At 66.3% G+C, this 25,224-nt stretch carries 21 protein-coding genes; 15 read left to right on the top strand and 6 right to left on the bottom strand.

Features of this window, described 5'->3' with window-relative positions; genetic code table 11:
* Positions 1-5: 5 nt before the first annotated feature.
* The 3 genes from HY699_23200 to HY699_23190 all read left to right on the top strand — a co-directional run bounded on the left by HY699_23200 (position 6) and on the right by HY699_23190 (position 5,282).
* Positions 6-1,169, top strand: coding sequence for a beta-lactamase family protein (locus HY699_23200; GenBank protein ID MBI4518714.1), 1,164 nt, complete (start codon positions 6-8; stop codon positions 1,167-1,169).
* Between the two features lie 45 nt (positions 1,170-1,214).
* Positions 1,215-4,460: an AAA family ATPase gene (locus tag HY699_23195; GenBank protein ID MBI4518713.1), complete on the top strand. Its 3,246-nt coding sequence runs from the start codon at positions 1,215-1,217 to the stop codon at positions 4,458-4,460.
* Positions 4,461-4,601: 141 nt separating this feature from the next.
* Positions 4,602-5,282: an HAD family phosphatase gene (locus HY699_23190; protein MBI4518712.1), complete on the top strand. Its 681-nt coding sequence runs from the start codon at positions 4,602-4,604 to the stop codon at positions 5,280-5,282.
* 16 nt (positions 5,283-5,298) lie between these two features.
* On the opposite strand, the gene HY699_23185 is transcribed toward HY699_23190, so the two are convergent.
* Positions 5,299-6,969 carry a formate--tetrahydrofolate ligase gene (locus tag HY699_23185; GenBank protein ID MBI4518711.1) on the bottom strand — a complete coding sequence of 557 codons (1,671 nt, stop codon included), beginning with the start codon at positions 6,967-6,969 and terminating at the stop codon, positions 5,299-5,301.
* 184 nt (positions 6,970-7,153) lie between these two features.
* Between HY699_23185 and HY699_23180 the strand changes: the two genes are divergently transcribed.
* Together HY699_23180 and HY699_23175 are read left to right on the top strand one after the other, a co-directional pair.
* Positions 7,154-8,041 carry an alpha/beta hydrolase gene (locus HY699_23180; protein MBI4518710.1) on the top strand — a complete coding sequence of 296 codons (888 nt, stop codon included), beginning with the start codon at positions 7,154-7,156 and terminating at the stop codon, positions 8,039-8,041.
* On the top strand, positions 8,041-8,712 hold the full coding sequence (locus HY699_23175) for an alpha/beta hydrolase (protein ID MBI4518709.1): 672 nt from the start codon (positions 8,041-8,043) through the stop codon (positions 8,710-8,712). Before HY699_23180 ends, HY699_23175 begins: the two co-directional genes overlap by 1 nt.
* A 7-nt stretch (positions 8,713-8,719) precedes the next feature.
* On the opposite strand, the gene HY699_23170 is transcribed toward HY699_23175, so the two are convergent.
* Positions 8,720-9,706, bottom strand: coding sequence for a DUF2333 family protein (locus tag HY699_23170; GenBank protein MBI4518708.1), 987 nt, complete (start codon positions 9,704-9,706; stop codon positions 8,720-8,722).
* Positions 9,707-9,911: 205 nt separating this feature from the next.
* Between HY699_23170 and HY699_23165 the strand changes: the two genes are divergently transcribed.
* The 4 genes from HY699_23165 to HY699_23150 are packed head-to-tail and all read left to right on the top strand — an operon-like array spanning position 9,912 to position 14,155.
* Positions 9,912-10,325, top strand: coding sequence for a redoxin domain-containing protein (locus HY699_23165; protein MBI4518707.1), 414 nt, complete (start codon positions 9,912-9,914; stop codon positions 10,323-10,325).
* Positions 10,326-10,340: 15 nt separating this feature from the next.
* Positions 10,341-10,970: a TlpA family protein disulfide reductase gene (locus tag HY699_23160; protein MBI4518706.1), complete on the top strand. Its 630-nt coding sequence runs from the start codon at positions 10,341-10,343 to the stop codon at positions 10,968-10,970.
* A complete protein-coding gene (locus HY699_23155) occupies positions 10,967-12,169 on the top strand; it encodes a cytochrome P450 (protein ID MBI4518705.1) in 1,203 nt (400 codons plus the stop codon). Before HY699_23160 ends, HY699_23155 begins: the two co-directional genes overlap by 4 nt.
* Before the next feature lie 57 nt (positions 12,170-12,226).
* Positions 12,227-14,155 carry a GIY-YIG nuclease family protein gene (locus tag HY699_23150; GenBank protein ID MBI4518704.1) on the top strand — a complete coding sequence of 643 codons (1,929 nt, stop codon included), beginning with the start codon at positions 12,227-12,229 and terminating at the stop codon, positions 14,153-14,155.
* Here the strand turns inward: HY699_23150 and HY699_23145 are convergent.
* Positions 14,096-15,751, bottom strand: coding sequence for a VCBS repeat-containing protein (locus tag HY699_23145; GenBank protein MBI4518703.1), 1,656 nt, complete (start codon positions 15,749-15,751; stop codon positions 14,096-14,098). The two genes, HY699_23150 and HY699_23145, sit on opposite strands and share 60 nt — an antisense overlap.
* A gap of 254 nt (positions 15,752-16,005) precedes the next feature.
* On the opposite strand from HY699_23145, the gene HY699_23140 reads away from it, so the two are divergent.
* Positions 16,006-17,148, top strand: coding sequence for an acyl-CoA dehydrogenase family protein (locus HY699_23140; GenBank protein MBI4518702.1), 1,143 nt, complete (start codon positions 16,006-16,008; stop codon positions 17,146-17,148).
* Between the two features lie 364 nt (positions 17,149-17,512).
* On the opposite strand, the gene HY699_23135 is transcribed toward HY699_23140, so the two are convergent.
* Positions 17,513-18,181 carry an HAD family hydrolase gene (locus HY699_23135; protein ID MBI4518701.1) on the bottom strand — a complete coding sequence of 223 codons (669 nt, stop codon included), beginning with the start codon at positions 18,179-18,181 and terminating at the stop codon, positions 17,513-17,515.
* A gap of 69 nt (positions 18,182-18,250) precedes the next feature.
* The gene (locus tag HY699_23130; GenBank protein MBI4518700.1) at positions 18,251-18,448 is read right to left on the bottom strand and encodes an AbrB/MazE/SpoVT family DNA-binding domain-containing protein; all 198 of its coding nucleotides are present in this window, start codon (positions 18,446-18,448) and stop codon (positions 18,251-18,253) included.
* A gap of 120 nt (positions 18,449-18,568) precedes the next feature.
* Here HY699_23130 and HY699_23125 point away from each other — a divergent pair, with 120 nt between their 5' ends.
* The 4 genes from HY699_23125 to HY699_23110 all read left to right on the top strand — a co-directional run bounded on the left by HY699_23125 (position 18,569) and on the right by HY699_23110 (position 22,666).
* Positions 18,569-19,549 (top strand): GNAT family N-acetyltransferase, encoded by a 981-nt coding sequence (locus HY699_23125; GenBank protein ID MBI4518699.1) that lies wholly within the window; start codon positions 18,569-18,571, stop codon positions 19,547-19,549.
* Positions 19,550-19,577: 28 nt separating this feature from the next.
* Positions 19,578-21,389, top strand: a complete 1,812-nt coding sequence (locus tag HY699_23120) for a hypothetical protein (protein MBI4518698.1) — start codon at positions 19,578-19,580, stop codon at positions 21,387-21,389.
* A gap of 75 nt (positions 21,390-21,464) precedes the next feature.
* Positions 21,465-21,902 carry a hypothetical protein gene (locus HY699_23115; GenBank protein MBI4518697.1) on the top strand — a complete coding sequence of 146 codons (438 nt, stop codon included), beginning with the start codon at positions 21,465-21,467 and terminating at the stop codon, positions 21,900-21,902.
* Positions 21,903-21,922: 20 nt separating this feature from the next.
* On the top strand, positions 21,923-22,666 hold the full coding sequence (locus HY699_23110; protein ID MBI4518696.1) for a Smr/MutS family protein: 744 nt from the start codon (positions 21,923-21,925) through the stop codon (positions 22,664-22,666).
* 11 nt (positions 22,667-22,677) lie between these two features.
* Here the strand turns inward: HY699_23110 and HY699_23105 are convergent, their stop codons facing one another.
* A complete protein-coding gene (locus tag HY699_23105; GenBank protein MBI4518695.1) occupies positions 22,678-24,798 on the bottom strand; it encodes a hypothetical protein in 2,121 nt (706 codons plus the stop codon).
* 322 nt (positions 24,799-25,120) lie between these two features.
* Between HY699_23105 and HY699_23100 the strand changes: the two genes are divergently transcribed.
* On the top strand, positions 25,121-25,224 hold a 104-nt coding region (locus tag HY699_23100), incomplete at its 3' end, for a GIY-YIG nuclease family protein (protein ID MBI4518694.1).

The following is a 25,224-nucleotide window of genomic DNA, read 5'->3' as shown; positions in this document are numbered from 1 at the left end:
TGGGCATGCTCCCCGAGCGAGTCGCGCGCGCTCGCGACTTATGCGCACGTTGGGTGACGGAGGGGCACACCCCCACTCTCGGCGTCTGCGTGGCGCGGCGCGGCGTAGTCGTGCTGAACGAAGCCTTCGGCGTCCTCGGCCCCGGACCCGACTCGCGACCGCTCGAACGTGGCGCGCTCTTCCCGGTCATGTCCATCACCAAGCCGATCACCGCCACGCTGGTGATGCAGCTCGTCGAGGATGGGCTCCTGGGACTCAATCGCCCGGCGAAGGACTACCTGCCCGAAATCTCCGGCGACGGCACCGACGAGATCCTCGTCCACCACCTGTTGACCCACACCACCGGTTACCCGTTTCAGATCGATCCGCCCTGGATCGAGCACAGGGCAAAGAAGCTCGCAGCCGGCTTTAAAGCGCCGCCGTGTCCCGAAGGGCTGGACCCGATCATTCACCAGTGGCTCTCACTCTTCTGGGACGCCCCGCGTGTCGCGCGCGTTGGCGAAGTGATGGTCTACTCCAGCCACAACTACGAGTTGCTCGCCGAGATTGTACGGCGCCTCTCGGGCCGGGGCCTCGAGGACGTGGCACGGGAGCGCATCTTCGATCCGCTCGGCATGCACGACACCTACTATGTGGTGCCGGAGTCCGAGTCGCACCGGGTGGTGCAGCGCGCGCCCGACATTCCGTTCGGCAATCCTGAAGAACCGGTCTTGCCGTGCATCGGCTCGCGCCAATGGCAGCGGACGCCGTACGGCGGGGCTGGAGCCTTCTCCACACCGCGCGACATGGCCGTCTTCGGGCAAATGTTTCTGAACCGTGGCCGTTACGGCGACGCGCGCATTCTCTCTCCCGCCGCGGTGGCGGCCATGACGCGTGACCAAGTGCCCGGCCTCGGTGCGCTCCTGCTCAACCTCGTCATGGAGCGCGCGTCGTGGGGTTACGGCTGGCAAATCGTGTCGCCCACGAAATGGAAGTACTTCGACGGCAGCCTGCAGCCACTCGGCACGTTCGGCCACCCCGGCGCCGGGGGCGTCAACTACTGGATCGATCGCGACCACGAACTGGTCGGAGCCTACTTCGAAGTGACCACGCGGCTGAACCCGGACTACAACCTGCTCTGGAACTTCGACCTCTTCCAGAACGCGATCACCGCGGCCGTGGAGGATTGATGGCAGCGGCTGTGGCCTGACCTAAGAGTCGTCGCGGGAGGCAGTATGAGTTCAGAGACGCTCAGCGAAGGACAATGCCCCGCGTGCGGCTGCGGCAACGCGCCGGCGGCACGCTTCTGCAACCAGTGCGGCGCTGCTCTCAAGGGCGGCGCCGCGTCACCGCCGGCGGCCGAGGCGGAGCGCAAACAGGTCACGGTCTTGTTCTCCGACCTGACCGGCTATACGGCGCTGTCCGAAAAGCTCGATCCCGAGGAGACGCGCGAGATCATGGGCCGCATCTTCGGGCGCGCTGCCGAGATCGTCGGGCGCTACGGCGGTCACATCGAGAAGTTCATCGGCGATGCGATCATGGCAATCTTCGGCGTGCCGGCGGCGCACGAGGACGACCCGGAGCGTGCCGTGCGCGCCGCATTGGAGCTGCATGAGGCCGTGGAGGCGCTCAGCCCGGAGGTGGAGAAGCGCACCGGCGGGCCAATCGCTCTGCACACTGGCGTCAATACCGGCCTGGTGGTCACCGGCGAGCTCAAGTTCGACCACGGCACCGCTGGCCCGCTGGGCGACACCATCAACCTGGCGGCACGTCTCATGAGCCTCGCCGGGGAAGGCGAGATCTGGATCGGCCCGGAGACGCGCAAGCTCGTCGCTAGCGCCTTCGAGCTGCAGGATCTCGGCCAGCGGGAGGTGAAAGGCAAGGCAGAACCGGTAGCGGTCGCGCGTGTGGTCGGAGCTTCATCGAGGGCCGCAGCGTCTGCCCGTTTCCGCGGCGCCTTCGTCGGGAGGCAAGAGGAGATCGGTGTCCTCTTGGGTGCAGCAGAGCAGATGCGCGACGGCAGGCCGGCGGTGATCGCCATCTGCGGCGAGGCAGGTACGGGCAAGACGAGGTTGGTGGAGGAGTTTCGCGCCCGCGTCGGCAACGACATCCAATGGATCGAAGGGCGCGCCTACCCGTACGCGGAGAACATTCCCTACTTTCCGGTGATCGACCTGCTGAACCGGAGCTGGGGGATCGACGAGAACGACAAACCGGCGGCGGTACGCCTGAAGGTCGAGGCCGGCGTGAGTGCGCTGGTCGAATCCTCGCGCGAGGTGCTGCCGGTCATCGCGCGGCTCTACAACATCGAGCTGGCCGACGGCCCAGTGATCGACCGCGAGGCGTTCCAGCGCTTGCTCTTCGACGCCGTCCGCCGCCTCCTCGCCGCCCTCGCTTGCCGGGGACCCACCGTGATCTGTCTCCAGGACTTGCACTGGGCGGACACGTCGACGGTGACGCTGGTGCGCGGCTTGACCACGGATTTCAAGGTCCCCGCAGTGCTCATCTGCAACTATCGTCCGGGCTACGCCCCCGGTCCGGGGACACGCGTCCTCGAACTGCGCGAGCTGTCGTCGCGCCAGACGCGCGAGCTACTCCAGTCGTTGCTCGGCAGCGAGCCTCCGGACGCGCTCACCCGATTCATTGAGGAGCGCTCGGACGGCAACCCGTTCTACGTCGAAGAGGTCGTCAACTCTCTGGTAGAAACCCACGTTCTCACACGCAATGGGACGTGGAAGATCGCCGGAGCGCTCTCCGAAGCGGTAGTGCCTACGACTATCCGCGGCGTGATTGCCGCGCGCATCGACCGGCTCGACGAGCCCCGGCGGCGCGTGCTGCGCAACGCCGCCGTCATCGGCCGCGAGTTTCTGTATTCCGTCGTGGCCCAGGTGACCGGCGAAGCCGACGACGAGGCCGACGGGCTGCAGCCCAGTCTGGCGCAGCTCGAAGCGGCAGACTTGATCCGCGCCCGCAGCGGCGCGGCCGATGTCGAGTACATCTTCAAGCATGCGCTCACCCAGGAGGTCGCTTACGACGGTCTGCTCAAGAGCGAGCGCCAGGCACTGCACCAGCGCGCCGCCTTCGCGATGGAGCGGATTTTCGCGGACCGGATGCCGGAGTTCGTCGAGACGCTGGCGTATCACTTTCTGCACGCCGGCGTCGTCGACAAGGCCGTCCACTACCTCCGCGAGTCCGGCAAGAAGTGCGTGGCACGCTACGCGATCGAAGACGCCGCCACTCACTACCGCAACGCATACGCACTACTCAGCGAACGAGAGCGCACGCCGGCAGAGGACCGCGCGCTGGTTGAGCTCCTCAACGACTGGTCGCTGGTCCACTACTACCAAGGTGACTGCAGGGCCTGGCGGTTGCTGCTCGAGGCGAATTTGAAGGTAGCCGAGGGTGTCGGGGACCCCGAGCTTCTAGGTCTATATCTGGGCTGGACCGGTCACATGCTCTACTGGCACGAGGAATACCCGGCCTCGATCGAGCACCTCGACCGCGCCGCTCAGCTTGGCGAGAAGGCAGGGAGTGCGCACGTCCTCGCCTACGCCGAGACCTGGCGCGCGTGGACCCTCGCCTTGCTGGCGCGCCCGTCAGAGGCCATTGCAGCCGGCGAACGTGCCATGATTCTGGGGCAGCAGTTTCCGGACGAGCCGTACGTCGTCTTCAAACCTCTGGGGGCCATCGTGATGGCCGCGGCGATGACTGGTGACCTGAAGCGTGCACGGCTCGCCGCCGAGGATCTCCTCGCGATCGCCGCACGGACGGGCAACTCGCGCGCGGCGGTCCTCGGCCACGCCTCCCTGGCGATCTGTCACTCGGCCGCCTTCGAGCATGAACGCGCGATCGAGTCCGGGAAGGCCGCTCTCGAAGCATCTTTGGACCCGGCGTATCGGCACTTGTCGGCCGTGTACCTGGCCTCGGCGCTTGGGACGGCGCAGTGCTCGGAGGAACTCGTGCGGCTCGCGCAGGAGGTGCTTCCGGCCGCGGACCAGCTCTCCCAGAATATTATCTCGACGATCATCCGGCTTGCGACGGGGCCCGCGGTGATGAGCCTTGGCGAGCCGTCGCGAGGAATCAGCATCATCGAGGCGGCGCGCCGCCAGCCGAGCTGCCCCTGGGTCGAGGTCGTGGCCACCAACATCCTGGGTATCGTGTACGCGCGGATTGCGCGCCGCGAGGGTCGTGCCGACCTCTCGGTGCTGCTGCGCAACCCCGGCTTCATCATCCGCCACGTGTTGCCGGCCCGGCGCAAGGCGCGCGCACTCCTCGAGCGCACCGCGGATCATCCGCTGCACCGGCTCGCCGGCTACTCGGGCTCGGCGATGTTCGAGCTGGCGCTGCTCCACGCGCATCGCGGCGAGCGCGAGGCGGCACGGGCGCGCGCCACCCAAGCGCTCGAGGTCTTCGAGCGCCAGGGGGCCTTAGAGGCGCTTCGTCAGGCGCGCGCACTGGCTGACTCGCTGGCTCCCAAGTAGCTCCTCGATGACGAAACGTCCGATGAACCTATGGCACGGCCGAACCTGCAAACCGCAAGTGAGAATCCCGACTTGAAGCCTGGAGCCTATCCCGGAACAGCCTGTGCTTGAACCGAGCGGGCGCGCTTCGTACAAGGGCGCATGCCCAATGCTCGCCGCCGCTTGGAACGTGAACGCAACGTTGGCGCGGTGGTGTTCGATCTCGACGGCGTGCTGGTCGATTCCGAGCCGATCCATTTCCGCGCCACCAATCGGGTGCTGGCGCGCTTCGGCCAGTCGATCGGCGAAGCCGAATACCGCAGCTTCATCGGTATCGGCGAGCGGGCTTCATGGACGGCTTGGTGTGCCCAGCGCGGGATCACGGTGCCGGTGGCGGAGTTGCTGGCGGCGCACACGCGGGCGCGATTGGAGGAGATCGCCGCCGGCGTGGAGCCGATCGCGGAGGCGGTGGCGCTGGCGCACCAGCTGCACGCCGCCGGGCTGCCGCTGGCGCTCGCCTCGTCATCGACGCGCGCGGTCATTGACGCGCTGCTGGCCGCCCTGGGGCTGGGCGAGGTGCTTGCGGTACGGGTGTCGGGCGAAGATCCGGAAGTGCGCGCGAGCAAGCCCGCCCCCGACGTGTATCTGCTAGCCGCCGCGCGGCTGAGACTAGCGCCGGCCGCCTGTGTCGCGATCGAGGATTCCGGCCCCGGCGTCAGCGCCGCTCACAACGCCGGCATGTTCTGCGTCGCCGTGCCCAATCGCTGGACTGCCGATCAAGATTTCCGCGACGCCGACGTGGTGCTGGAGAGCTTGCGTTACTTTCCGCTGCTGGTGCTGTGAGCACAACGCCGCTCAGCTACGCCAAGCCGACGATATCCTCGCCTTGAAGATCGATTGACTCCGCCAGCGGCTGTTTGGGAAGGCCGGGCATGCGCAGGATGTCGCCGGTGAGGACTACCAGGAAGCCCGCGCCGGCGTTGATCTGGAGGCCGCGCACGGTCACGTCGAAATCGGCCGGCCGCCCGCGCAGGTTGGGATCATCGGAGAGCGAGTTCTGCGTCTTGGCGATGCAGACGGGTAACCGCGCGTAGCCCAGCCGGGCAACGTCGGCGAGGTCACGCTCCGCGCTCTTGGTGAACAGCACATCACGTGCGCCATACATCTTCTGTGCGACCGCGCGGATCTTTTCAAGCACCGGTTGCGCCCAATCGTACAGCGGGCGAAACGGCTGGCTGCGCTGCTCCGCGTGCGCCATCACCGTGCGCGCCAGCTCGATGGCGCCGGCGCCGCCGCGCGCATGGTGATCGGCAACGGCGAACGGCACGGCGCGCGCGGCGCAGTGCCGGCGTACCACCTCGATCTCTTGCTCGCTGTCGCCGGCGAAGCGATTGAGCGCCACCACCGGCTTCTCGCCGAAGTGGGTGATGTTCTCGACGTGCTTGTCGAGGTTGGGCAACCCGCGCGCCACCGCCCCGGCGTCAGCGTTGGCGAGCTCGGCCAGCTTCACCCCGCCGTGCAGCTTGAGCGCCCGTATCGTTGCTACCAGCACCACCGCCGCGGTATCGAGACCGGCGCCGGCGCACTTGATGTCGAAGAACTTCTCGGCGCCGAGATCGAAGCCGAAGCCGGCCTCGGTGATCGCCCAGTCCGCCAGATGCAGCGCCAGGCGCGTGGCCAGCACGCTGCTGCAACCGTGGGCGATGTTGGCAAACGGGCCGCCGTGCACCAGCGCCGGCGTGCCCTCGAGCGTCTGCACCAGATTGGGGCGCAGGGCCTCGCGCAACAGCGCCAGCATGGCGCCGGCGGCCGCCAGCTGGCCGGCGGTTACCGGCCGGCCCTCGTGGGTGAACGCGACCAGCGTGCGCTCGAGACGCACGCGCAAGTCGTCGGTGCCGCTGGCGAGGCACAGCATGGCCATCACTTCGGAGGCCGCGGTGATATCGAAGCCGGTCTCGCGCGGCACCCCTTGTTGCGGCCCGCCCAGGCCGACAATGACGTTGCGCAGCGCGCGATCGTTCATGTCGATGACGCGGCGCCACAGGACGCGGCGCGGATCGATGCCGAGGCGGTTGCCGAAATAGATGTGGTTATCGAGCAGCGCGGCGAGCAGGTTGTGAGCCGAAGTCACGGCATGGAAATCGCCGGTGAAGTGCAAGTTGATGCGCTCGGCCGGCGCGATCTGGCTGTAGCCACCGCCGGTGGCGCCACCCTTGACGCCCATGCACGGACCCAGCGAGGGCTCGCGCAAGGCCACGCACACTGATTCGCCCAAGCGGCTGAAGGCGTCGGCCAGCCCGATGCTGGTCGTGGTCTTGCCTTCGCCCGCCGGCGTCGGTGTGATCGCCGATACCAGAACCAGGCGCGCGGCGCCCGGCCGTACCCGCGGCCGCTGCAACACCGCCGGCGCTACCTTGGCGACCTCGTTGCCGTACAAGCAGAGATCGGCCGGCTGCAGCCCGAGGCGGGCGGCGACATCCGCAATCGGACGCAGGGAAATCGAACGCGCAATCTCGGCGTTGCTGGGCATGTTGGCCATCAGAGGTGGAAGCATCGCCTCCACATGAGCTGCGCCATACACAGCCGTCGGCATCGGCGTCAAGCGGTGTGCGCAGCCGGCACGCAGCTCTCAACCGCGAGCCTTCGCCCGCTTCATCTCACGATTGTGCCGGTGATCTTGCCATCGACGCGCCGGCGCGTATGCTCCGCTCAGCATGATCGAGCCGAACTTCGCCGGTGTCGCGCCGCCGCAACGCACGCATACCATCGACTCGGCCGGGGTGCGCCTCAATGCGCTCTCCTGGGGTGATCCCGCAGCGCAACCGCTGGTGATGTGTCATGGCATGTGGGATCACGCGCGTAGCTTCGCGCTGCTGGCACCGCTGCTGGCGCGCCGATTTCACGTGCTCGCCATCGATGCCCGCGGCCACGGCGACTCGAGCTGGGCCGACGCCTACACCTGGCCCAACGATATCCTCGACATCGTCAACGTCTTGCGCTCGCTCGGCCGGCCCGCGCATCTGCTTGGCCACAGCAAAGGCGGTGGGCAAGTGACGGATGCCGCCTGCGCGGCGCCGGAGCTGGTGATGAAGGTGATCAATATCGACGGCTTTGGACCGTTGCCGTTGCGCCCGGAGGAAGAACCGACCCCGGCGCGCTTCGCCCAGTTTCTCGATGGCCGCCGCAAGTTCTCGCAGCACAAAGCGTGGCGGCCGTACGCCGGCCTCGACGAGCTGGTCGAACGGCGGCGGGCACAAAACCCGCGCTTGTCGCGCGAGTGGCTGCGCTACTTCCTCTTCCACGGTGCGCGCGCAGACAGCGACGGGTGGCGCTGGAAACATGACCCGATCATGGGTCACGGCTTCGGCCCGTGGCGGCCCGAATGGATCGGCCCGAGCTACGCCGCCTTGCGCGTGCCCTTGCTGGCCCTGGTGGGCTCGGAGCCGGACACCTGGGGCCCGCTGCCGCAAGCGCTTCTGGCAGAGCGGCTGGCGCATGTGAATGACCTCCAAGTGCGCACCATCGCCGGCGCCGGGCATTTCGTTCACATGGAAAAGCCGGTGGAGACGGCCGCCGCGGTTATCGACTTCCTGGAGTCCTGATGCGTATTCGGCACGGACGCATCGCGCTCGAACTGCACCAAGTCCGCCGCGGCGACGGGCCGGCTTTGTTGCTGTTGCACGGGCTGTACGAGGAGAGCGCCAGCTGGGGCGAGGCACCGGCGGTGTGGGCCGGGTCGATCTACGCCCTCGACTTCAGCGGCCATGGCCGTTCCGAGTGGCTCACTGGCGGCGGCTACACCCCCGAGTTGCTGGCCGCTGATGCCGACGCGGCCTTGGCGCAAATCGGCCGCGCGGCTTTGGCGGGTGCTGGGGTGGGCGCGTACGTCGCCCTCTTGTTGGCGGGCACGCGCCCCGAGCTTGTTCCCGCCGCGCTGCTGTTGTCCGGGGCGGGCCTCGCTGGTGGCGGTGCGCAGCCCGACTTTACCGGGCCACGTTTCCCGCTGCTTGATAGCCCTGCTCCCGATGAGCCGCCGGCTAGCGAGACCACCCGTCACGATCCGCTGGTGCGGGCGCTCGCCCGCGACGTGCGCCCGCCTGATTATGCGGCCCCGTTCGCCCACGCCGCGCGACGGCTGCTGCTGCTCGAAGACGGCACGCCCCGCCCGCCGTGGTGGCAAGCAGTCCGGCAAGCGCCGGGGGCGCAAACGGTGGCTGCGGACCTGCACCTGGCCTTCACTCGTCTGGCGCAGCTATACGGCGAGCAGGGCTAGGCCGCGCTCACTTCTCCAGTTCCTCACGCACCGAATAGAGCTTCTGGCGCGCCTCATTGACGAAGGCATCGAGGTTGCGGCGATGGTTGGCGAACAGGCCGCTCGGGCTGCCGTCGAACACGACGAGCGGTTTGAGCACCGCCGCCTGGCCGAGAGCGTCAGCCACCTCGTTGAGCAGCGTGCGAATGATCGGCTTGGTATCCTCCCCGTGACGATACTCGCGCTCGACGGCCTGCACCAGGTGAAAGATCACGTGGGCCACGCCTTGAGCGTGGTAGAAATCGTCGTCGGTCTGCCACAGGCCGTCGGGGCGGTAAAGCGCGGCGTGGGCGTCGCCGAGCAGATCGGTCCACGCTTGCACCAGCCGGATGAGCTCGGCGTTGCGCTGATTGATCGGCTTCGACCGCATCGGTGTGGCCTTCAAACCGTCAACGTAAATGCGCAGCCGCTGCACCGCCTGGCTGTACTTGCTCTCTGCCGACGGCAGCCACAGTTTGAAGGCATCGTTTCGTAGAGCGGTGTCGGCCAATACCAGGTTGGCATCGTACTCGTTGCTGGAGACCTTGGTGAGGTGGTCTTTGAACACCCGCATGCTCTCGCGTGCTGCTAGCAGGATACCAAGCTGGCGGTTGGCGTTGTTGTCGGCCCACAGCCTTGGACTCCAGAGGATGAAATCATTCGGCCGCCAGCCGGTGCCGCCGCTGAGTTCGTGCTCCATGATCTCCGCTATAGTGGTGGCGAACACCTCGCCGCCGGTGAGCCGTTGGTTCTCGGGGAAGCGAGCGGCCATATCGAGCGACAAGACGTTGTGACGCTTTTGCGCCAAGTAGAGTGCGAATGGCGCTGCCAGCAGCAGCATCAGCACCAGCAGTACGAGCAGCTGCGGGGCGTGCGCCCTCGTCCGAGTTGCCGTCGATTCGTTTTCCGCCATGTACAGTGGGTAGCATGCCGGCAGCCGGGAGTGAACCAGCGCAAAGAAAACGCCCGACATCATGACCGGCACTGCGCTTCGGCCGGCGTCGCCAGATATGTTCCAGCACGTGATCGCGCGCGGGTTAGAGCGCCGGGAGATCTTCGGTACGGACCAGCCCGGCCAACCCGCGGCATCGCAGACAGTCGCGCCACGACTTTGACGCCACGCGCCCCATTGACTTAGGTCGGTATCCCGCTTAGCCCGGTTAGCGACAAAGGAGAGCTCTATGGCGGAACGATGGACCCTCTTGGTGGAAGGGCGGGCCGCCGAGGTGCAAGCAAGCATGAGTGACGGGCGGTTGCGACTACGCCCTGCCGCCTTGCAGGCTGCACTCGGCTGGGAATGGCAGCCGCAGGGTTTCTGTAAGGGCACGCGTTGTGTTCCGGTAACTGACGCGGCGACATTGCTCACGGCCGAGGGCGTGGACCTTGCCGGCTTCGCCGCGCTGCTGCGCCAGCCACTGGCGGTCGATGGCGACGCTCGCGTCGCCTGCCTCGGGGTCTCGGCTGACGACCGAGCTGGGCAGCTCGCGTCGCTGCAAGCACCCGATTTCACGCTGCCGGATCTGAGCGGCACGCGACATTCGCTTTCCGACTACCGCGGCCGGAAGGTGCTCCTGGTCGCCTACGCCTCCTGGTGAGGGTGCCGCTACGACCTGCCGGTCTGGCAGGCACTGCACCAGGAACTCAGAGACGGCGGTTTCACCGTGATCACGGTGGCGTTGGACAAGAGCGCCGAAGACGCGCGCCCGTTCATCGAGGCGGCGGCACCGACACATCCAAGCCTGATCGATAGCGAGCACGTCGTGGCCGATCTCTACGACATGATCAACGTGCCGACGGTGGTCTGGATCGATGAGTGTGGCCGGATCGTAAGGCCAAACGATGTCGCGTTTGGCAGCGACCAGTTCAAGGACCTTCACGGCCTCGAGTCGGCACCGCATCTGGACGCTGTGCGCGCGTGGGTGAAGCAGGGCGAACTGGCGCTTGCCGCCGACGAGGTGCGGCGGTTGCTGCCCCGGCCGACGGCCGAGGAGCAACTGGCACGCGCGGAATTCGTGCTCGGCTGGCATTTGCACCAGGCCGACCAAGTGGCCGCAGCCGAAGTGCACTTCGCGCGTGCGGGCGAGTTGGCGCCACATGACTTCACCATTCGTCGCGGTTCGTTGCCGATCCGCGGTCTCGACGCTATGGGGCCGGCCTTCTTCGACATGTACTCGGAGTGGCGGGAGCGCGGCCGGCCGTACTACCAGCCACTGCCCGTCACCGAACCGAGTAAGCCATGAGCGCCGAGTTCACCTTCAACCCGTTCGATCCGGCAACGCGCCGCGACCCCTTCCCACTTTATGCGCGGGCGCGGTGTGAGCAGCCGGTCTACCGGCATCCCGAGCTGCCCGTGGTCTCGGTCTTTCGCTACGGCGACATCCAGACGATTCTGAAGGATTCCAAGACCTGGTCGAACCGGTTTCCGCCCCCGCCCGGGGTGAGTGCGGAGGACCTGCCGCCGCCCAGCATGCTCGGCCAAGATCCGCCGGCGCACACGCGGCTACGCGGCTTGGTCAACCAGGCATTCACGCCGCGCATCATTCGGCGCCTCGAACCGCGCATGCACGAGATCGCCAACGAGTTGGTCAACCACGCACTGGAGCAGCGCGAGGTCGACTTGGTGCAAGCGCTCACTTACCCGTTGCCGGTCATCATCATCGCCGAGATCATCGGCATCCCGCCGGCGGACCGCGAGCAGTTCAAGCGCTGGTCAGACGCGGCGGTAGAGAACCTGGGCAACGCACTGTTCGCTCCGCCGACGGCGGAGCGGATGCAGCACCTGCGCACTCTGGTGGCGGAGATGGGCGCTTACTTCTCGAGCCTGGCCGAGGAACGCCGGCGCTGCCCGCGCGAGGACTTGCTCACCGGGCTGGTACAGGCAGAGCTGGAAGGCTCGCGGTTGTCGCACGACGAGATGCTGCAGATGCTGACGCTGCTGTTGGTGGCCGGCAACGAGACCACCACCACGCTGATCGGCAACGCGGTCCTCGAACTGCTGGCACATCCCGAGGAGTTGGCCCGCTTGCGGGCGAACCTCGACTTGCTGCCCGCCGCGGTGGAGGAAGTGCTGCGTTACGCCTCACCCGTGCAAATGGATCCGCGCCTCGCCACCCGGCCGGTGGAGCTGCACGGCCACACGATCGAAGCCGGGCAGTTTGTGATCAACTGGCTCGGTTCTGCCAACCGGGACGAGGAAGTATTTACGGACCCGGAGGAATTCAACCTCAGCCGGCAGGACAATCAGCACCTCGCCTTCGGCTTCGGCGTCCATTACTGCTTGGGCGCCAACCTCGCGCGGCTCGAAACCCAGGTGGCGCTGCGCGCCTTGCTGTCGGCCACGAGCAGCTTCGAGCGCACCGGCAGCGAGTCGTTACCGCTCCACCCGAGTATCGTATTCCAGGCGGTCACCAGTCTGCCGCTGCGTCTGATGCCGGCGTAGCCGGCGGTCGTTTTCGCCACTTGTTCGTTTTCTGCGGCTGGTGCTAGAAGGTTGGTGATGCGAGAGACTCTGCATCGCTACTTGCTCACCCGCCCCGGCGGCGCCACCACCGGCGAGCTGTTGGATCTCGTCTTCACTCAGCCCGGCGGCGATCGGGAGTTCGGCCCACGGTTTGTTCAAGCTTTGCTCGCCGGCGACCCGCGCTTCAGCTTCTGCAGGGCGGAGCAACGTTGGGTGGCAACCGTGCATGCGGCGCTGGCTCGGTCTTTGGCGGAGACCGCGTTCGTGGTGGTCGATGTTGAAACCACCGGCGGCGCACCGCAACGGGGCGATTCGATCATCGAGATCGGCGCGGTGCGGGTCGAGGGCGCCCGCGTGGCCGAGCGTTTCAGTTGCCTGGTGAATCCTGCCCGGTCGCTGCCCCGGTTCATTACGCATCTCACCGGCATCACCGGCGAGATGCTGGCGGGGCAGCCGCTGCTGGCCGAGGCGTGGCCGGCGTTCATGGAGTTCGCCGGCGATCGCGTCTTGGTGGCACACAACGCCCGTTTCGATCTGGGGTTTCTCAACGCCGCGGCGCAGGCGCAGTTGGGCCGCCCGTTGCATCAGCCGCATCTGTGCACGTTGCAGCTGGCGCGGCGGCTGCTGCCGCAGCTGCGCCGGCGCGGTCTCGATGCGGTGGCAGCGCACTTCGGCATCGCGCTGGTGGATCGCCACCGGGCGCTCGGCGACGCGCTGATCACGGCCGAGATTCTGCTGCACTTCCTGGACCTGCTAGCCGCGCGCGGCAGCACTCGGCTCGATCAGGCTCTCGCCCTGCAAGCGAACGCTCGCGATGGCCGGGTGTTCTTCTGTCCGCTACCGCGCCAAGCCATTGCTGCCCTTGCCCCCGCGCCCGGGGTGTATCGTTTCTATGGCGAAGACGGCCGCCTGCTCTACATCGGCAAGGCCAAGAACCTCCGCCAGCGGGTGAGTCAGTACTTGAGTAATGCCAACGGCCACAGCGACAAGACCCTCGATCTCATCCGCCACATCCACCGCCTCGACACCGAGCACGCCGGCTCGGAACTGGAAGCTGCGCTCCGCGAAGCCGAGGCGATTCGCAGCGAACAACCGCCGTACAATCGTCTCCACAAACATCTGCCGCAGATCGCGTTTCTCAAGCTGACGGCCGATGCCCGCTTCCCGCGCTTACTTGCCACCTGCCGAGCAGCGGCGCGGGGCGGGCAATACTTCGGTCCGTTCCGATCGCGCGAATCCGCGCTGCGGGCGATGGCGTTGGTGGCGCGCCTGTTCAAGTTGCGCACCTGTGCGGGACGACTACGCCCGAATCCTGAAGCCACGCCCTGCTTGCAGGGGCAGACCGACGCCTGCACCGCGCCGTGTGCCAGCCGGGTGGCGGCTGCCCAGTATGGGGAACAGGTGGAAGCGTTCCGGCGACTGCTGGCCGGGGATCCCGCCCAAACCCACTGGGCGCGCGGCGAGCTCACACGACAACGCACGGCCCATGCCGAGGCCCTGCGTTTTGAAGCTGCGGCCAGGGCGCAGCGAGACCTCGAAGAGCTGGAGCGGCTGCTCAAGCGCCAGCGAACGTTGGGTTGGGTAGTTGCGCAGCACAATTTTCTGGTGCTGCAACCGCACCATCGCGGCGGCGCGGCGCTGGCCTATCTGGTGGTGAGCGGCCGGCTGATTGAGCGGCGAACCCTGCAAGGCGTCGAGGACCTGCTGGCGCTCGCGCAACGTGTGAGCGAGTGCATTCAGGCAAACGCTGATGCGCCCGTGGCTGACGCGGATGTTGCCGGCACCACCATTCTGGCGGCCTGGCTACGCGACCGCGGCGAGCGCGACGGCTTCGTGTTTCGATTGCAAGATGCGAGCGCGGCCTCCCAGCAATTGTCGGAGTGGGAGGCCGCGCTGTCGAGCATACTAACGCAAACGGCGGCGGGCCGGAGCCAACGCCCGGACCAGGATCCGGCGCCGCCCTAGCCATAGCGCTCCCGGCACCAGCAGTACTGCCGTGGCCCCGAGCGGGGTGCCGTTGCCGTTGTCGGCTGAACAACCGCCGCTGCGGCTGACGAAAGCCCCGCCGCCGCCGGTTGGCTTCGGGGTCGGTGACGGCATCGGCGTTGGAACGGTCACGCAAGTGCCCGGGTTGGGATCGACGTCGCAGCGTTCGCTCTGTCCATTACACGCGCGATCGCAGCAGCGCTCCTGCTCGCAAAAACCGGTGAAGCATTCATCGTCATCGCTGCAAATCTGCCCTTGGTTCTTGCTCGGGGTGACCGGGGGACGAACCGTGCCGCTGGGGGTTACAAACGGTGCAAGTGTCGGCGTGGGGGGGAAGGGGCTAGTGTTTTGCAAGAGCTGCACGTTCGCGGGCGTGTAGCCGGTCGCAGATTCGGAAACGGCCAGGTCCAGTCGCCCATCGTCATCAAAATCAGCTGCGACCATGAAGTTTGGTACGGCGGCGAGAGGCACAGGTTGGCCCACAAAATCCGCGGTTCCGTCCCCATTGCCGGCGTAAATGAACACGGCATTGGCTAACGAGACGCCCACGGCAATGTCCACGTTTCCGTCGCGGTCGAAATCTCCAGCGGCAATCGCCTTCGGCATGCACACATCAACAGTCAATACAACTGCGCAGTCGACATCGATGGTGACTGCCTGGCTAAAGAATCCCAGACCGTCCGACAACAGCACGGTGAACGCACTGGTGAAGACCTGGTGCGTCGAAGCGATACCATTCACGATGGCGATGTCGGGAAAGCCGTCCCCGTTGAAGTCGCCAACCGTCATTTGCCGTGCCCCTTCCTTGACCAGGAAGTTGCCCTTGCTTTGGAAGCCACCAGACCCGTTGCCGATCAACTCGGTTACGTCGTTCGAGCCGAGGTTACCAGTGTTGAGTGCCACCAGATCCGTGAAACCGTCGTCGTTGAAGTCCCCGGAAATCAACTGCCCTGGCTTTGTGCTGACGGGGAAATTGCTTGGGCCTGCAAACGAGGTATGCCCAGTATTGCGGTTGAAGAATATCGACGCAGTGTTATCCAGCTGGTTGGTCACGGCCAGATCGTTTCCCGGCTGACCGTCAAGCTGGCCGATCGCGATCCCCCAGGGCATCCGCTTCGTCGCCAGGGCCGTCGGCGGCTTAAGTGAACCGTCTCCATTGCCGAGGAAGATGAATACGTCGTCCCCGAGGTTGTCGATCACCGCGACGTCGACGATCCCATCACCGTCTATGTCACCTGCGGCAACCGAACGTAGGTACTTGCCGACTGGTCCCGCAGATACCCCGGTACTGAAGCTCCCCAAGCCGTCGCTAAGGAGAATCGACACCTTCTTCGACGTGGGCGAGCTAATCACAATGTCCGGTAGCCCGTCGCGGTTGAAATCCGCCACGTCCATAAACTCCGGGTTCCGTGCTACGGAAAACGCTTGACTCGGCTGGAAGGTAATCTCCGGAAGCTCTGACACATAGGTGGGGGTGGGAGTGGGGGACGGTGTCGCGGTCAGCGCATGCGCGGACGTACCCCCAACGACCACCAAAGCCGAGAGCAGTGCAACCGCGTAGTGGTTTCGATTCATCCCGTTTCTCCTCACTATCGCAAGCGCGCCAAGGCCCCGAAGAACCGGCACCGCGATTAGTATCCAAATCAATATCGGACGCGGCCGTTTGTCAAACAAAAAAGACGCATTGCCGCCTGGCATGCCACCTCCCCTGCGCGTCTGGATGGCGTTCGCCCTGGCCTTAAGTGCCGCAACGGGCTACACAAGGGTCGCGGATCGGTACGGACGAATATTGCCGTGTGGCGAATACCGCGACCGTGAGAGGAGTGGCCATGTTTGGTTTCGATTTGACCCCCGAACAAGCCGAACTCAAGGAGCTGGCTGGTAAGTTTGCCCGCGAGGAGATCATTCCGCTGGCCCCCAAGCATGACGCGGAGGAGATCTTCCCCGACGCCATTTGCCGGAAGGCCTGGGAACTCGGCCTGATGAACCTCGAAGTACCGCGCGAGTACGGCGGGCCGGGCCTGGGCGTGCTCGATACCATCTTGATCCTCGAAGAACTCAACTACGGCTGCGCTGGCATCACCAACGCCCTGGCCGCCAATGGGTTGGCCGCCACGCCCTTGCTGGTCGCCGGCAGTGACGAGCAGAAACGAGAGTACCTCGGCCGGTTGACGCGCGAGTGCAGCTACGCGGCCTTCTGCACCACCGAGCCGGGGGCGGGCTCGGATGTCGCAGGGATCTCGACCACCTACCGCCGTGTGGGCGACGAGTACGTCCTCAACGGGGTCAAGCACTTCATCTCGAACGGGAGCGTGGCGGACTGGTACGTGATCTTCGCCACCAAGGACAAGCAGCTACGCCACGCGGGCATTTCCTGCTTCGTGGTCGAGGCTGATCTCCCCGGTATCCGCAAGACCCGCATGCACAACAAACTCGGCCAGCGAGCAGCCGACACCTCCGAGGTCGTGCTCGAAGACGTGAAAGTACCCCGCCGGGCGCTGGTAGGGGCGGAGGACCAGGGCTTCAAGATCGCCATGCAGACCTTCGATCGCACGCGGCCCGAGATCGGTGCCATCGCCATTGGCCTCTCACAGCGCGCACTCGACGAAGCGACGAAATATGCGCTCGAACGCAAGCAATTCGGTCAGCCAATCGCTAACTTCCAGGCCATCCAGTTCATGCTTGCCGACATGGCCATCGAACTCGAAGCGATGCGCCTGCTGACTTACAAGGCGGCATGGATGATCGATCAGGGAGCCGCAGCCTCCATCGTCTCGAGCTACGCCAAGGCCTTCGGTGCCGATGCCACGATGCGGATCACCACCGACGCCGTGCAGGTCTTCGGCGGCTACGGCTATATGAAGGACTACCCCGTTGAGAAGCTGATGCGGGACGCCAAGCTCTTGCAGATCTACGAAGGCACCTCGCAGATCCAGCGCGTTGTCATCGCGCGCAATCTGCTCAAGCAATAGCCAGGAACCTGACCGCCGTTGGCGTGGCTACGGGAATACATCGGCGGCGGTTCACGCGCTCAGCAATTCGACGTCTCGGCTGTCGCACTCTGGGCAGAGCGGCCGCTTGCGGCGGGCATCGAAGATCTTACCGCACACGCGGCATTCGAAGACGAAGGGCTCGCGGGGCAGCCGGACCACCTGCTTGGGCGGCGCCGGTTCAATCTCGGTCCTCGCGGATTCGGCCGGCCGATGAAGGCGAAATAGTCGCGCCCACAGACCCATGCACATCTCTCGCGTTGCTGGCTGGTTACCCCGTCTGGCAATGCCTCGGCCGAATCGCGTCCGATCTTAACCCGCCGCTACGCCCACACCAAGCGAATTCTCATGCGTGCAGCAAATAGGCTACCGCCGCCGGCACCTCGCCGAATCGACTGACAGTGGGGCCGGCACCCTCGATCTCGTGGCGATGCCCGTGACCGTAGTCGCACCCGATGAAATGACACCCAACCACCCGCGCCGCCTCCACATCGCTGGCGCGATCACCCACCATCACCGTGTACGCCGGGCTAAGACGGTGCCGCTCGAGGTAGCCGCCAAGCACCGCCGGCTTGCTGCCAACTTGATCCGCCGTTATCGGCGCCACGAACAGCTCGCTGAGACCGTAGGTGGCAAGCACCGTCTCCACATAGCGATGGCGGCCGTTCGAGGCGACGGCCAGCAGGTGCCCAGCTTGATGCAGTGCACGCAGCCCTTCGGCCACGCCCTCGTAAAGCACCCCGGCACGTGCGGCAACGCGCCCGCAAATCACTTCAAGTGTGGCCGCCTGGAGCCGATCCACCGCCGCACCAGCCACGGCGGGAAACAGCCGCGCCAAGATCGTCGCTACCGGCCAGCCGACGTGATCGAGAATCTCCCGCGTGCTCGGCACGCGCGCAAATGAACCGGGCCGCTCTTCATTAACTGCCGCCATCGCCTCGCGATAGGCGTCGGCGATGAACGGTTCCGAGCTGTAAAGCACGCCGTCCAGATCGAAGGCAATCAGCGTGGTCATGCCGGTACCCTACGACGACCGTCAGGCAGGTGCAACGAAGGCGGCCCCGAGCATGCAGCCGCGATGTCCTCACGACTTGAGGGGGAGGTTGCCCAAGTACTCGCCGAAGCGGCGGGCCTTGCGCCGTAACACCAACCGCTCGTCCTCGACCGTCAGCACCAACTCGTCTCCCTCCTGAAGCCCGAAGGCGGCGCGCACTCGGCGCGATAGGATCAGCTGGCCGGCGCGGCCAAGCTTGACAACTTCGGTGATCGGCTTGGTGGCCATGACCGCGGCAAGTTGGAGCATCGCCCGCGAAATTGCAAGACAACAGCGGGCTCGGTTTGCAATGCCGTTTTTCGGCGCTACACTCGCGCGGCCATGGCTGACCCGGGCACGGAGACGACCTTGACGCTGCGCACGATTTCATCCCCCGAGCGCGGCGCCGTGCTCGACTTGCTCGACCAGTGGATCAGCCGCGACTTCTTTGGCCGCTACTTCGCCCACGACCCGGCGTTTCGCGACGACCTCTGCTTCGTTGCCGCTGACGGCGAGCGTTTGGTTAGCACCCTGCAAGTGTTCACCAAGGACATCCGCGTGAACGGCGCAACGCTGCGAGTTGGTGGCGTCGGCAACGTTTTCACCGCTCCCGCCTATCGCGAACAGCGCGTGGCCTCAGGACTGTTGACCCGAGCGATTGCAGCGATGGAGGAAAAGAAATTCGATCTTTCGCTGCTCTTCGCCGTGCGCATTAACTTTTACAGCCGCTTGGGCTGGTGCAGCCACCGGCGGCTTTTCAATTTCATTGACCCAGGGCAGCCGCTGATTTCCGGCCGCCACGCCATCGAGCGCTTTGTGCCCGAGCGCGATCTCGACGCGATCATGGCACTCTACCAGGCGTACAGCGGGCAACTCCCCGGCACCACGGTGCGCGACCGCCGCTACTGGCTCGGCCAACTACGTTACGCGGGCAATCCGGCCGAGGACTTCCTCGTCGCCCGCGCCGGCACCGAAGCCGGTCAGCCTATCGTCGCCTACGCCCGCGCCACGCCATTGTACGATTACTACGTCGTCACGGAGCACGGCTACCTGCCCGGCCACGCGCCGGCACTAGCGGACCTTGTCTGTCGCCTGCACGTGGTCGAAGCGGCCGGCTGGACCGGCACCCTCGTTCAGCTCGCGTTCGAGCCCGAGGTGCTGGAGTTGCTGCGCCAGCGCGGGGTCGCCACCCGTCTGGTCGAGGATGTGTTCTGGATGTGGCGGTTGGTGTCGCCCGAGCAGTTGGCGCGCAAGCTCGGCCGCACGCGGGCGGAGATCGAACACCAGGATTTCTTCCAGCAGCTGCTTCCGCCCGAACGCTCAGTATTCTGGCTGTCGGACCGGTTCTAGAGTTACCCAACGCGCAGGAGGCTCCCGTATGCGATCGAAGTTTCGGTTTTCGACACTGGCGGCTGCGCTCGTGTTGCTGCTGCTGCGGCCGGGCGCGGCGCACAGTCGCACTTACCCGGGCAACACTTGCGTTAGCGCCAAGCAGAGTGCGGCGAGCTTGTTCTGCCGCGCCGTGCTCACCGCCTGGCGGGGATGGCAATGGAGCCAGAATGACGCCAGCCGCGACTTGGCTCTGGCGCGCTCATCCCAGAGACTGGCGGCGTCATGGACCAGGGCCAACGACAACGCGGCAAGGCAAAACATCGACTGCGCCGATACGACGGCCGCCGCGGCCGCGATCGATGCGCTGATCAAAGACGCCGTTGCCGCCGTGGTTAGTGACGTGAACGCCGGCCTCGATGTCGCCGGTAACAGCTATCACGCCAAGTGCGGCGCGGCTCTGCTCGGCGCCGCCGCGGCCGAATGCGCGGCCTTGCTCAGCGCCGAGGCGGGCTACATCGCCCGGCCGTCATTGGGTACAACCAGGCGCGACAACGGGCAAACTACGGCGCGCAACAACTTCGCCGTGGCTTTCGCTAAGGCAACCGCTCAAAACTGCCCGACGCTGGCGACGCTCAGCCGGCTCACGGGCAGGGTCGAGGAGCTGGTGGCCGATGTAGTCACCAACACCACCGTCTCGCCCAACGTCGACGACACCCAGTTCACCACCATCGCACCCGCAGGCACGGTGCTGTACCAAGGGCGCTCCTTTACCCCGCTCTGCTCGCGCGACACGCCGTACTACTTCTTCGCCAAGCGCGGCAGCGCGAACAAGCTCGTCATGTACTACCAGGGCGGCGGTGCCTGCTGGGATTACACCACCTGCGACATCGGCACCTTCGACCAAAGCGTCGACCCCAACGGCGACGACAACCCCAACATCCAGCAGGCTGGCTTCGGCGATCTCGGCAATCCGGACAACCCCTTCAAGGATTGGAGCGTGGTCTTCATCTCGTACTGCACCGGCGATATCCACTTCGGCGACACCCACCAGGACTACATCAACGGCAGCGCGCTCGAGCGGGTCAACCACTTCGGCTACCAGAACGCGCGCGTGGTCGAGAAGTGGGCCCGCGAACACTTCGTCAACCCCGACGAGGTCTTCGTGACCGGCTCGAGTGCGGGCGCCTACGGCGCCTTCTTCAACGCCCCGCTACTGCACCAGGTCTGGCCCAATTCGAAGTTCAGCGTGCTCGGCGATGCCGGCAACGGGGTCATCACGCCGGCCTTCATGCGCGACAACTTCCCATCGTGGAACTTCGCCGGCAACGTGCCCGCTTACGTCCCCGGCCTGCGCGATGCCATCGCTAGCGGCGCCGGCATCCCGGCCTACACTCAGTTGGTGGCGGCTTATTTCCCGAATACCGCGTGGGCGCATTATACGACGGCTTACGACGGCGGCACCGGCGGCCAGACCGGCTTTTACAACGTCATGCTCAATCCCGGTAACGTCTTCGAGTGGCTCAACTGGTGGCACTCGACCTGCCAGTGGCACGACGAAATGCTGCAACAGGCAGTGGACACCGCTGCGGCGGTGAGCACCGGAAATTATCGCTACTACATCGGGCGGGGCTCGCGGCACACCGGCTGGGGCAGCAACGCGGCCGTCTACAACGACGACACCATCGGCGGCACACCGGCGCTCAAGGACTGGGCCACGGCGATGCGCAATCGCGATGCGGCATGGGTGAACGTCCAGTGTACGGATTGTGAGACCACCCGGCCGGGTGATCCGCAGCCGAACCCGCTGCAGCCCCCGTTCCAGCAGATCGGCTCCGCGGTCGAGATCGTCTGCCCGTAAGCGCGCGCGGCATGCGATTCGGCCCCGATTATTTCCCCGATTGACACTCTGGCTCGAACCGTTCAAAAGCGCGGCATGGATGACGATGAGCAATTACGCGCCAAACTGCGCAAAATCGAAGCCCTGTTTGCCGGCGCCGGCACCGACGGGGAACGTTTGGCGGCGGCCGCCGCGCTGGAGCGCATCCGCGAGCGCCTGGCGCAAGCTCAGCGCAGCGAGCGGCCGATCGAAACCAAGTTCACCTTCCCCGATTCCTGGGCGCGGCGCTTGTTCGTTGCGCTGTGCCGGCGCTACGAGCTGCATCCTTACCGTTACAGGCGCCAGCGCTACACGACGGTCATGCTGCGGGCGCCGCACTCCTTCGTACACACGGTTCTGTGGCCGGAGTTTCAGGCGCTGAACAAAGCCTTGACCGAGTACCTCGCCGCAGCCACCGAGCGCATCATTCGTGATGAAGTCCATCGCGACACTGCTGAAGCGGAAGAAGTCGACGAGCCCGCGCAGCTGGAGTGAACGGCAGCTGAGGCCAGCCCATGGGGCGACGTAGTGACCGGCGCGGACCGCCGGCGCGAGCCGGCGCCGCGGCCTTCTCGCATCAGCCCTTCCGCCGGCTGCGCCAACTGGTGGCCAACCCGCCGGCACCGCAAAAGCCGCCGGCACCACCTCCCGCGGCCATGCCCGCCGCACCCCCGGAGGACGATCTCGGCGCATTCTGGCGCGAGATGAAGAGCGTCGCGCCGCTTGACCGGACGCAGCGCGCTCGCATCGATCAGCCACCGCCGGCCGCGACGGCGCGAGCGGTGGTCAGCGACGATGCCGAGGCGCTGGCCGAGCTCTCGGAACTGGTGGCCGGCAGCGGCCACTTCGATATCTCGGACAGCGATGAGCACGTCGAGGGCCTGGCCAGCGGCGTTGATCCGCGCCTGCTGCGTCGCTTGCGCGCCGGCGAGTTTGCCTACCAGGCGCACCTCGACTTGCACGGCCTGAATGCCGCCGAGGCGCGCACGGAAGTCGCCCGCTTTCTCCTGCGCGCCTTCCAGGCCGGCTTGCGCTGCGTCCTCATCGTGCACGGGCGCGGCCTCAACTCGAAGGACCAGGTGCCGGTGCTCAAGAGCAAGGTGGTGAGCTGGCTGGCGCGCGGCCAGTGGTCGCGGCTGTTGTTGGCCTTTGCCAGCGCCCGACCCTGTGACGGCGGCGCGGGCGCGCTCTACGTGCTGCTGCGCCGCGAGCGCAAGGCCAAGCGCCCGGTGCATGTGCTGAACGGCGCGAAGTGGTAGGTCAACCGGGGCTACCGCCGGCCGCTTTCGCCCTTCGGCGTCGCACCGGCCGCGGGTAGCAACGAGAGGATACGAAACCCCGTCCGGCCGGCGATGGTGAACGGCTTGGCCCAAGCCCCGAACTCGAGCCGGGCCACCGCGCGTTGCGCCGAGGCGCCGAGGCGCGCATCGCCGGTCAACCGGGCAACATATGCCACCGCAGGGTAGAGCCGCACGTCACCGCCGAGTTCAGCAATCACCGCCCGCGCATACTGTCGCAGCCACTTTTCGATCTCGGGATCCCCGGTGGCAGCGTGAGTGTCGGCGAGCGCGTCGGCCAACACGCCCAGTTTCCACTCGCCACTGACAGTCGGGCCGTGCGCCGCCACCCCCCGCCGGGCATAGCCCAGCGCCGCGTTCTTGTAACGGGCGTCGCCGGTGGCCTGATAGACCGCGAGCAGGGCGATCTGCGGCCAACCCCACTGCCGCGGGTTGGCCCGCAAAATGGTGGTATCGAGACGCCGCACCAGATAGTCGGCGATGCCGCGGGCGGCCTCGAGCGCGCGCTCGTCGCCGCTGAGGTAGTAGAAGGAGAGCAGGCCCTCGGTCCAGGTGTGGCCGAGATCGACGCCGCTGCGCACGAAGTTGAAGTGAAGTGGGTTCTTGGGATGATTCATCCCCACCCAAGCCGGCTCTTTCGGCTGCGCGTGGATGATGTCTACGTCCATGAAATGGCGCGCGGCCACGGTCATGGCTTCGTGGAATGCCGGCTTGCCGGTTGCGACGAACCCGAGCGCTGCGACCTGGGCGAAATCGTATTCGAGATTGCCCCAGCAATCGCAGCCCTTGGTGGTGTCGTGCCAACCGGGGAAATTCCAGTCGCCCCAGTTCAACATGCCGAATGCGCCCGTGCGCGGCCGTTCTTGCGCCGGCGGCGGACAGTAGATGCCGGCGCCCTCGTCCCACTTCTCACGCGCCGAGCGCGCGGACACCTGGGGCAAGGCCTCGCCGAGGCGCTGGAGAAAGCTGCTGCTGGCCGGGCTCGCCGCCGCCGCGTTGGGCAGTGCTCCCGAGGCTACCACCGCCGCCGGATCGAGTGTGACCACCAGCGGGGCCGCGAGCGCGGCAGTGAAACCGGCCGGCGGCGTGTGATCGAAGAACAGCACCGCAAACTCGTGCGTCTTGGCAGCACCCACGCCGATCGACGCCGGCGGCACCTCGGGCGGCCACAAGTCGTAGACCAAAGCGTCCGGCTGCAGCTGAAAGCCCTTGGCATACTCCTGCCAGAAGAAACGGGCTGAGATCGCGATGCCGCCGCCCGGGCTCTCGACCTCCAGCCATCCTGCCGCCTTGCCGCTGCGTAGACGCTTATCGAGGCGGAAACCGAGATTGTCTTCTTGCACCAGCGCCAGCCCGGCCTTGGAGGCGGTGCCGGTAATGGCGGGCTGCCCTTCGACGCCGATGCGATAGGTTCGCTTCTCTGTACGCGGCAGCGGCGCCTGTACCGCGAGCTGTTGCAGCGGGGTGAAGGGCTCCGGGCCGGTGGCCACAAAGGTGAACAGGACGCGCACAAAAGCCTGCCCGGCGTAGGCGTGCAAGCGCACCACGTAGTCGAAGCCGTTAGCGAACTCACCTCGCAGCTCGATCTCGGCGCGCACCGGGCCGCGGTCGCGCACGAGCACGGTGCGCGGCGGGCGCGGTGCGCTCAGCCCGGTGCCGCCGCTCGCCAAGGCCGCGCCGACGGGCCCAGCCAGCAGCGAATGCCGGTCTAGCTGCGCGTCTTCCAATATGGCGAAGCGAGATCGCGGCACCTTGAAGCGCAGCGGTCCGGTGTCAACCGCGATGGCGCCCGGCTGCTCCTGTACTTGCACGCGCGCCGCCGCCGATGCCGCCGCCACCGCCGCGCCACCGGAGGTGATGTGGTAGGCCTGCGTCCCGTGTGCGCCGACGGAGGCCGGGAAGTCGGCCAGTAGCCAGCGCACGCTGCCGTCATCCCAGCGGCTGAGCACGCGGGATTGAAACGCCACCGCAGTGCCACCGGCGGGCCGCACCGCCAGCGTCGTTGCATCACGGAGCTGGCCGCGCGGGAACGGCACGCCGGTAGTTACCGGCCAGGCGCTACGCGCCAGGCCGTGCAGCTCGTGAACTGTCACGGTGGCCGCATTCGGCGGCGCCGCCGTGGGGTTCGGCGTGGACGCCGCCGCCACAGTACGCCCCAAAACAACCGCAGCCAGCACCAGCGCGGGCACCAAAGCGTAAATGACGATTCGCCGCGCAACGGCAAACCGGGCCTGAAGCCGAAGATGGGCTGAGGTGACCAACGGCGCCGGTGATAACCGGGGCCGTTGCCAGGGTCAAGCACGCCGCAGCCGGTGCGCGACAAATTTGTGGGTAACGTGGTGCCGACCCTGATCCTGTTCGGTGTTATGGCCGTCATTCCCGCGAAAGCGGGAATCCAGTTTCGCGTTTGGCGCTATGGACAAGCAGTTCTGCGTTTACATCCTGGCCAGCAAACGGAACGGCACGCTCTACATTGGGGTGACCTCACAGCTGGCAACGCGGGTGTGGCAGCATAAGAG

The organism is Deltaproteobacteria bacterium, from assembly GCA_016210005.1.
Taxonomy (GTDB): domain Bacteria; phylum Desulfobacterota; class Binatia; order HRBIN30; family JACQVA1; genus JACQVA1.
The sequence above is the reverse complement of the archived record's forward strand: the minus strand, read 5'-3'. Positions and strand labels throughout refer to the sequence as shown.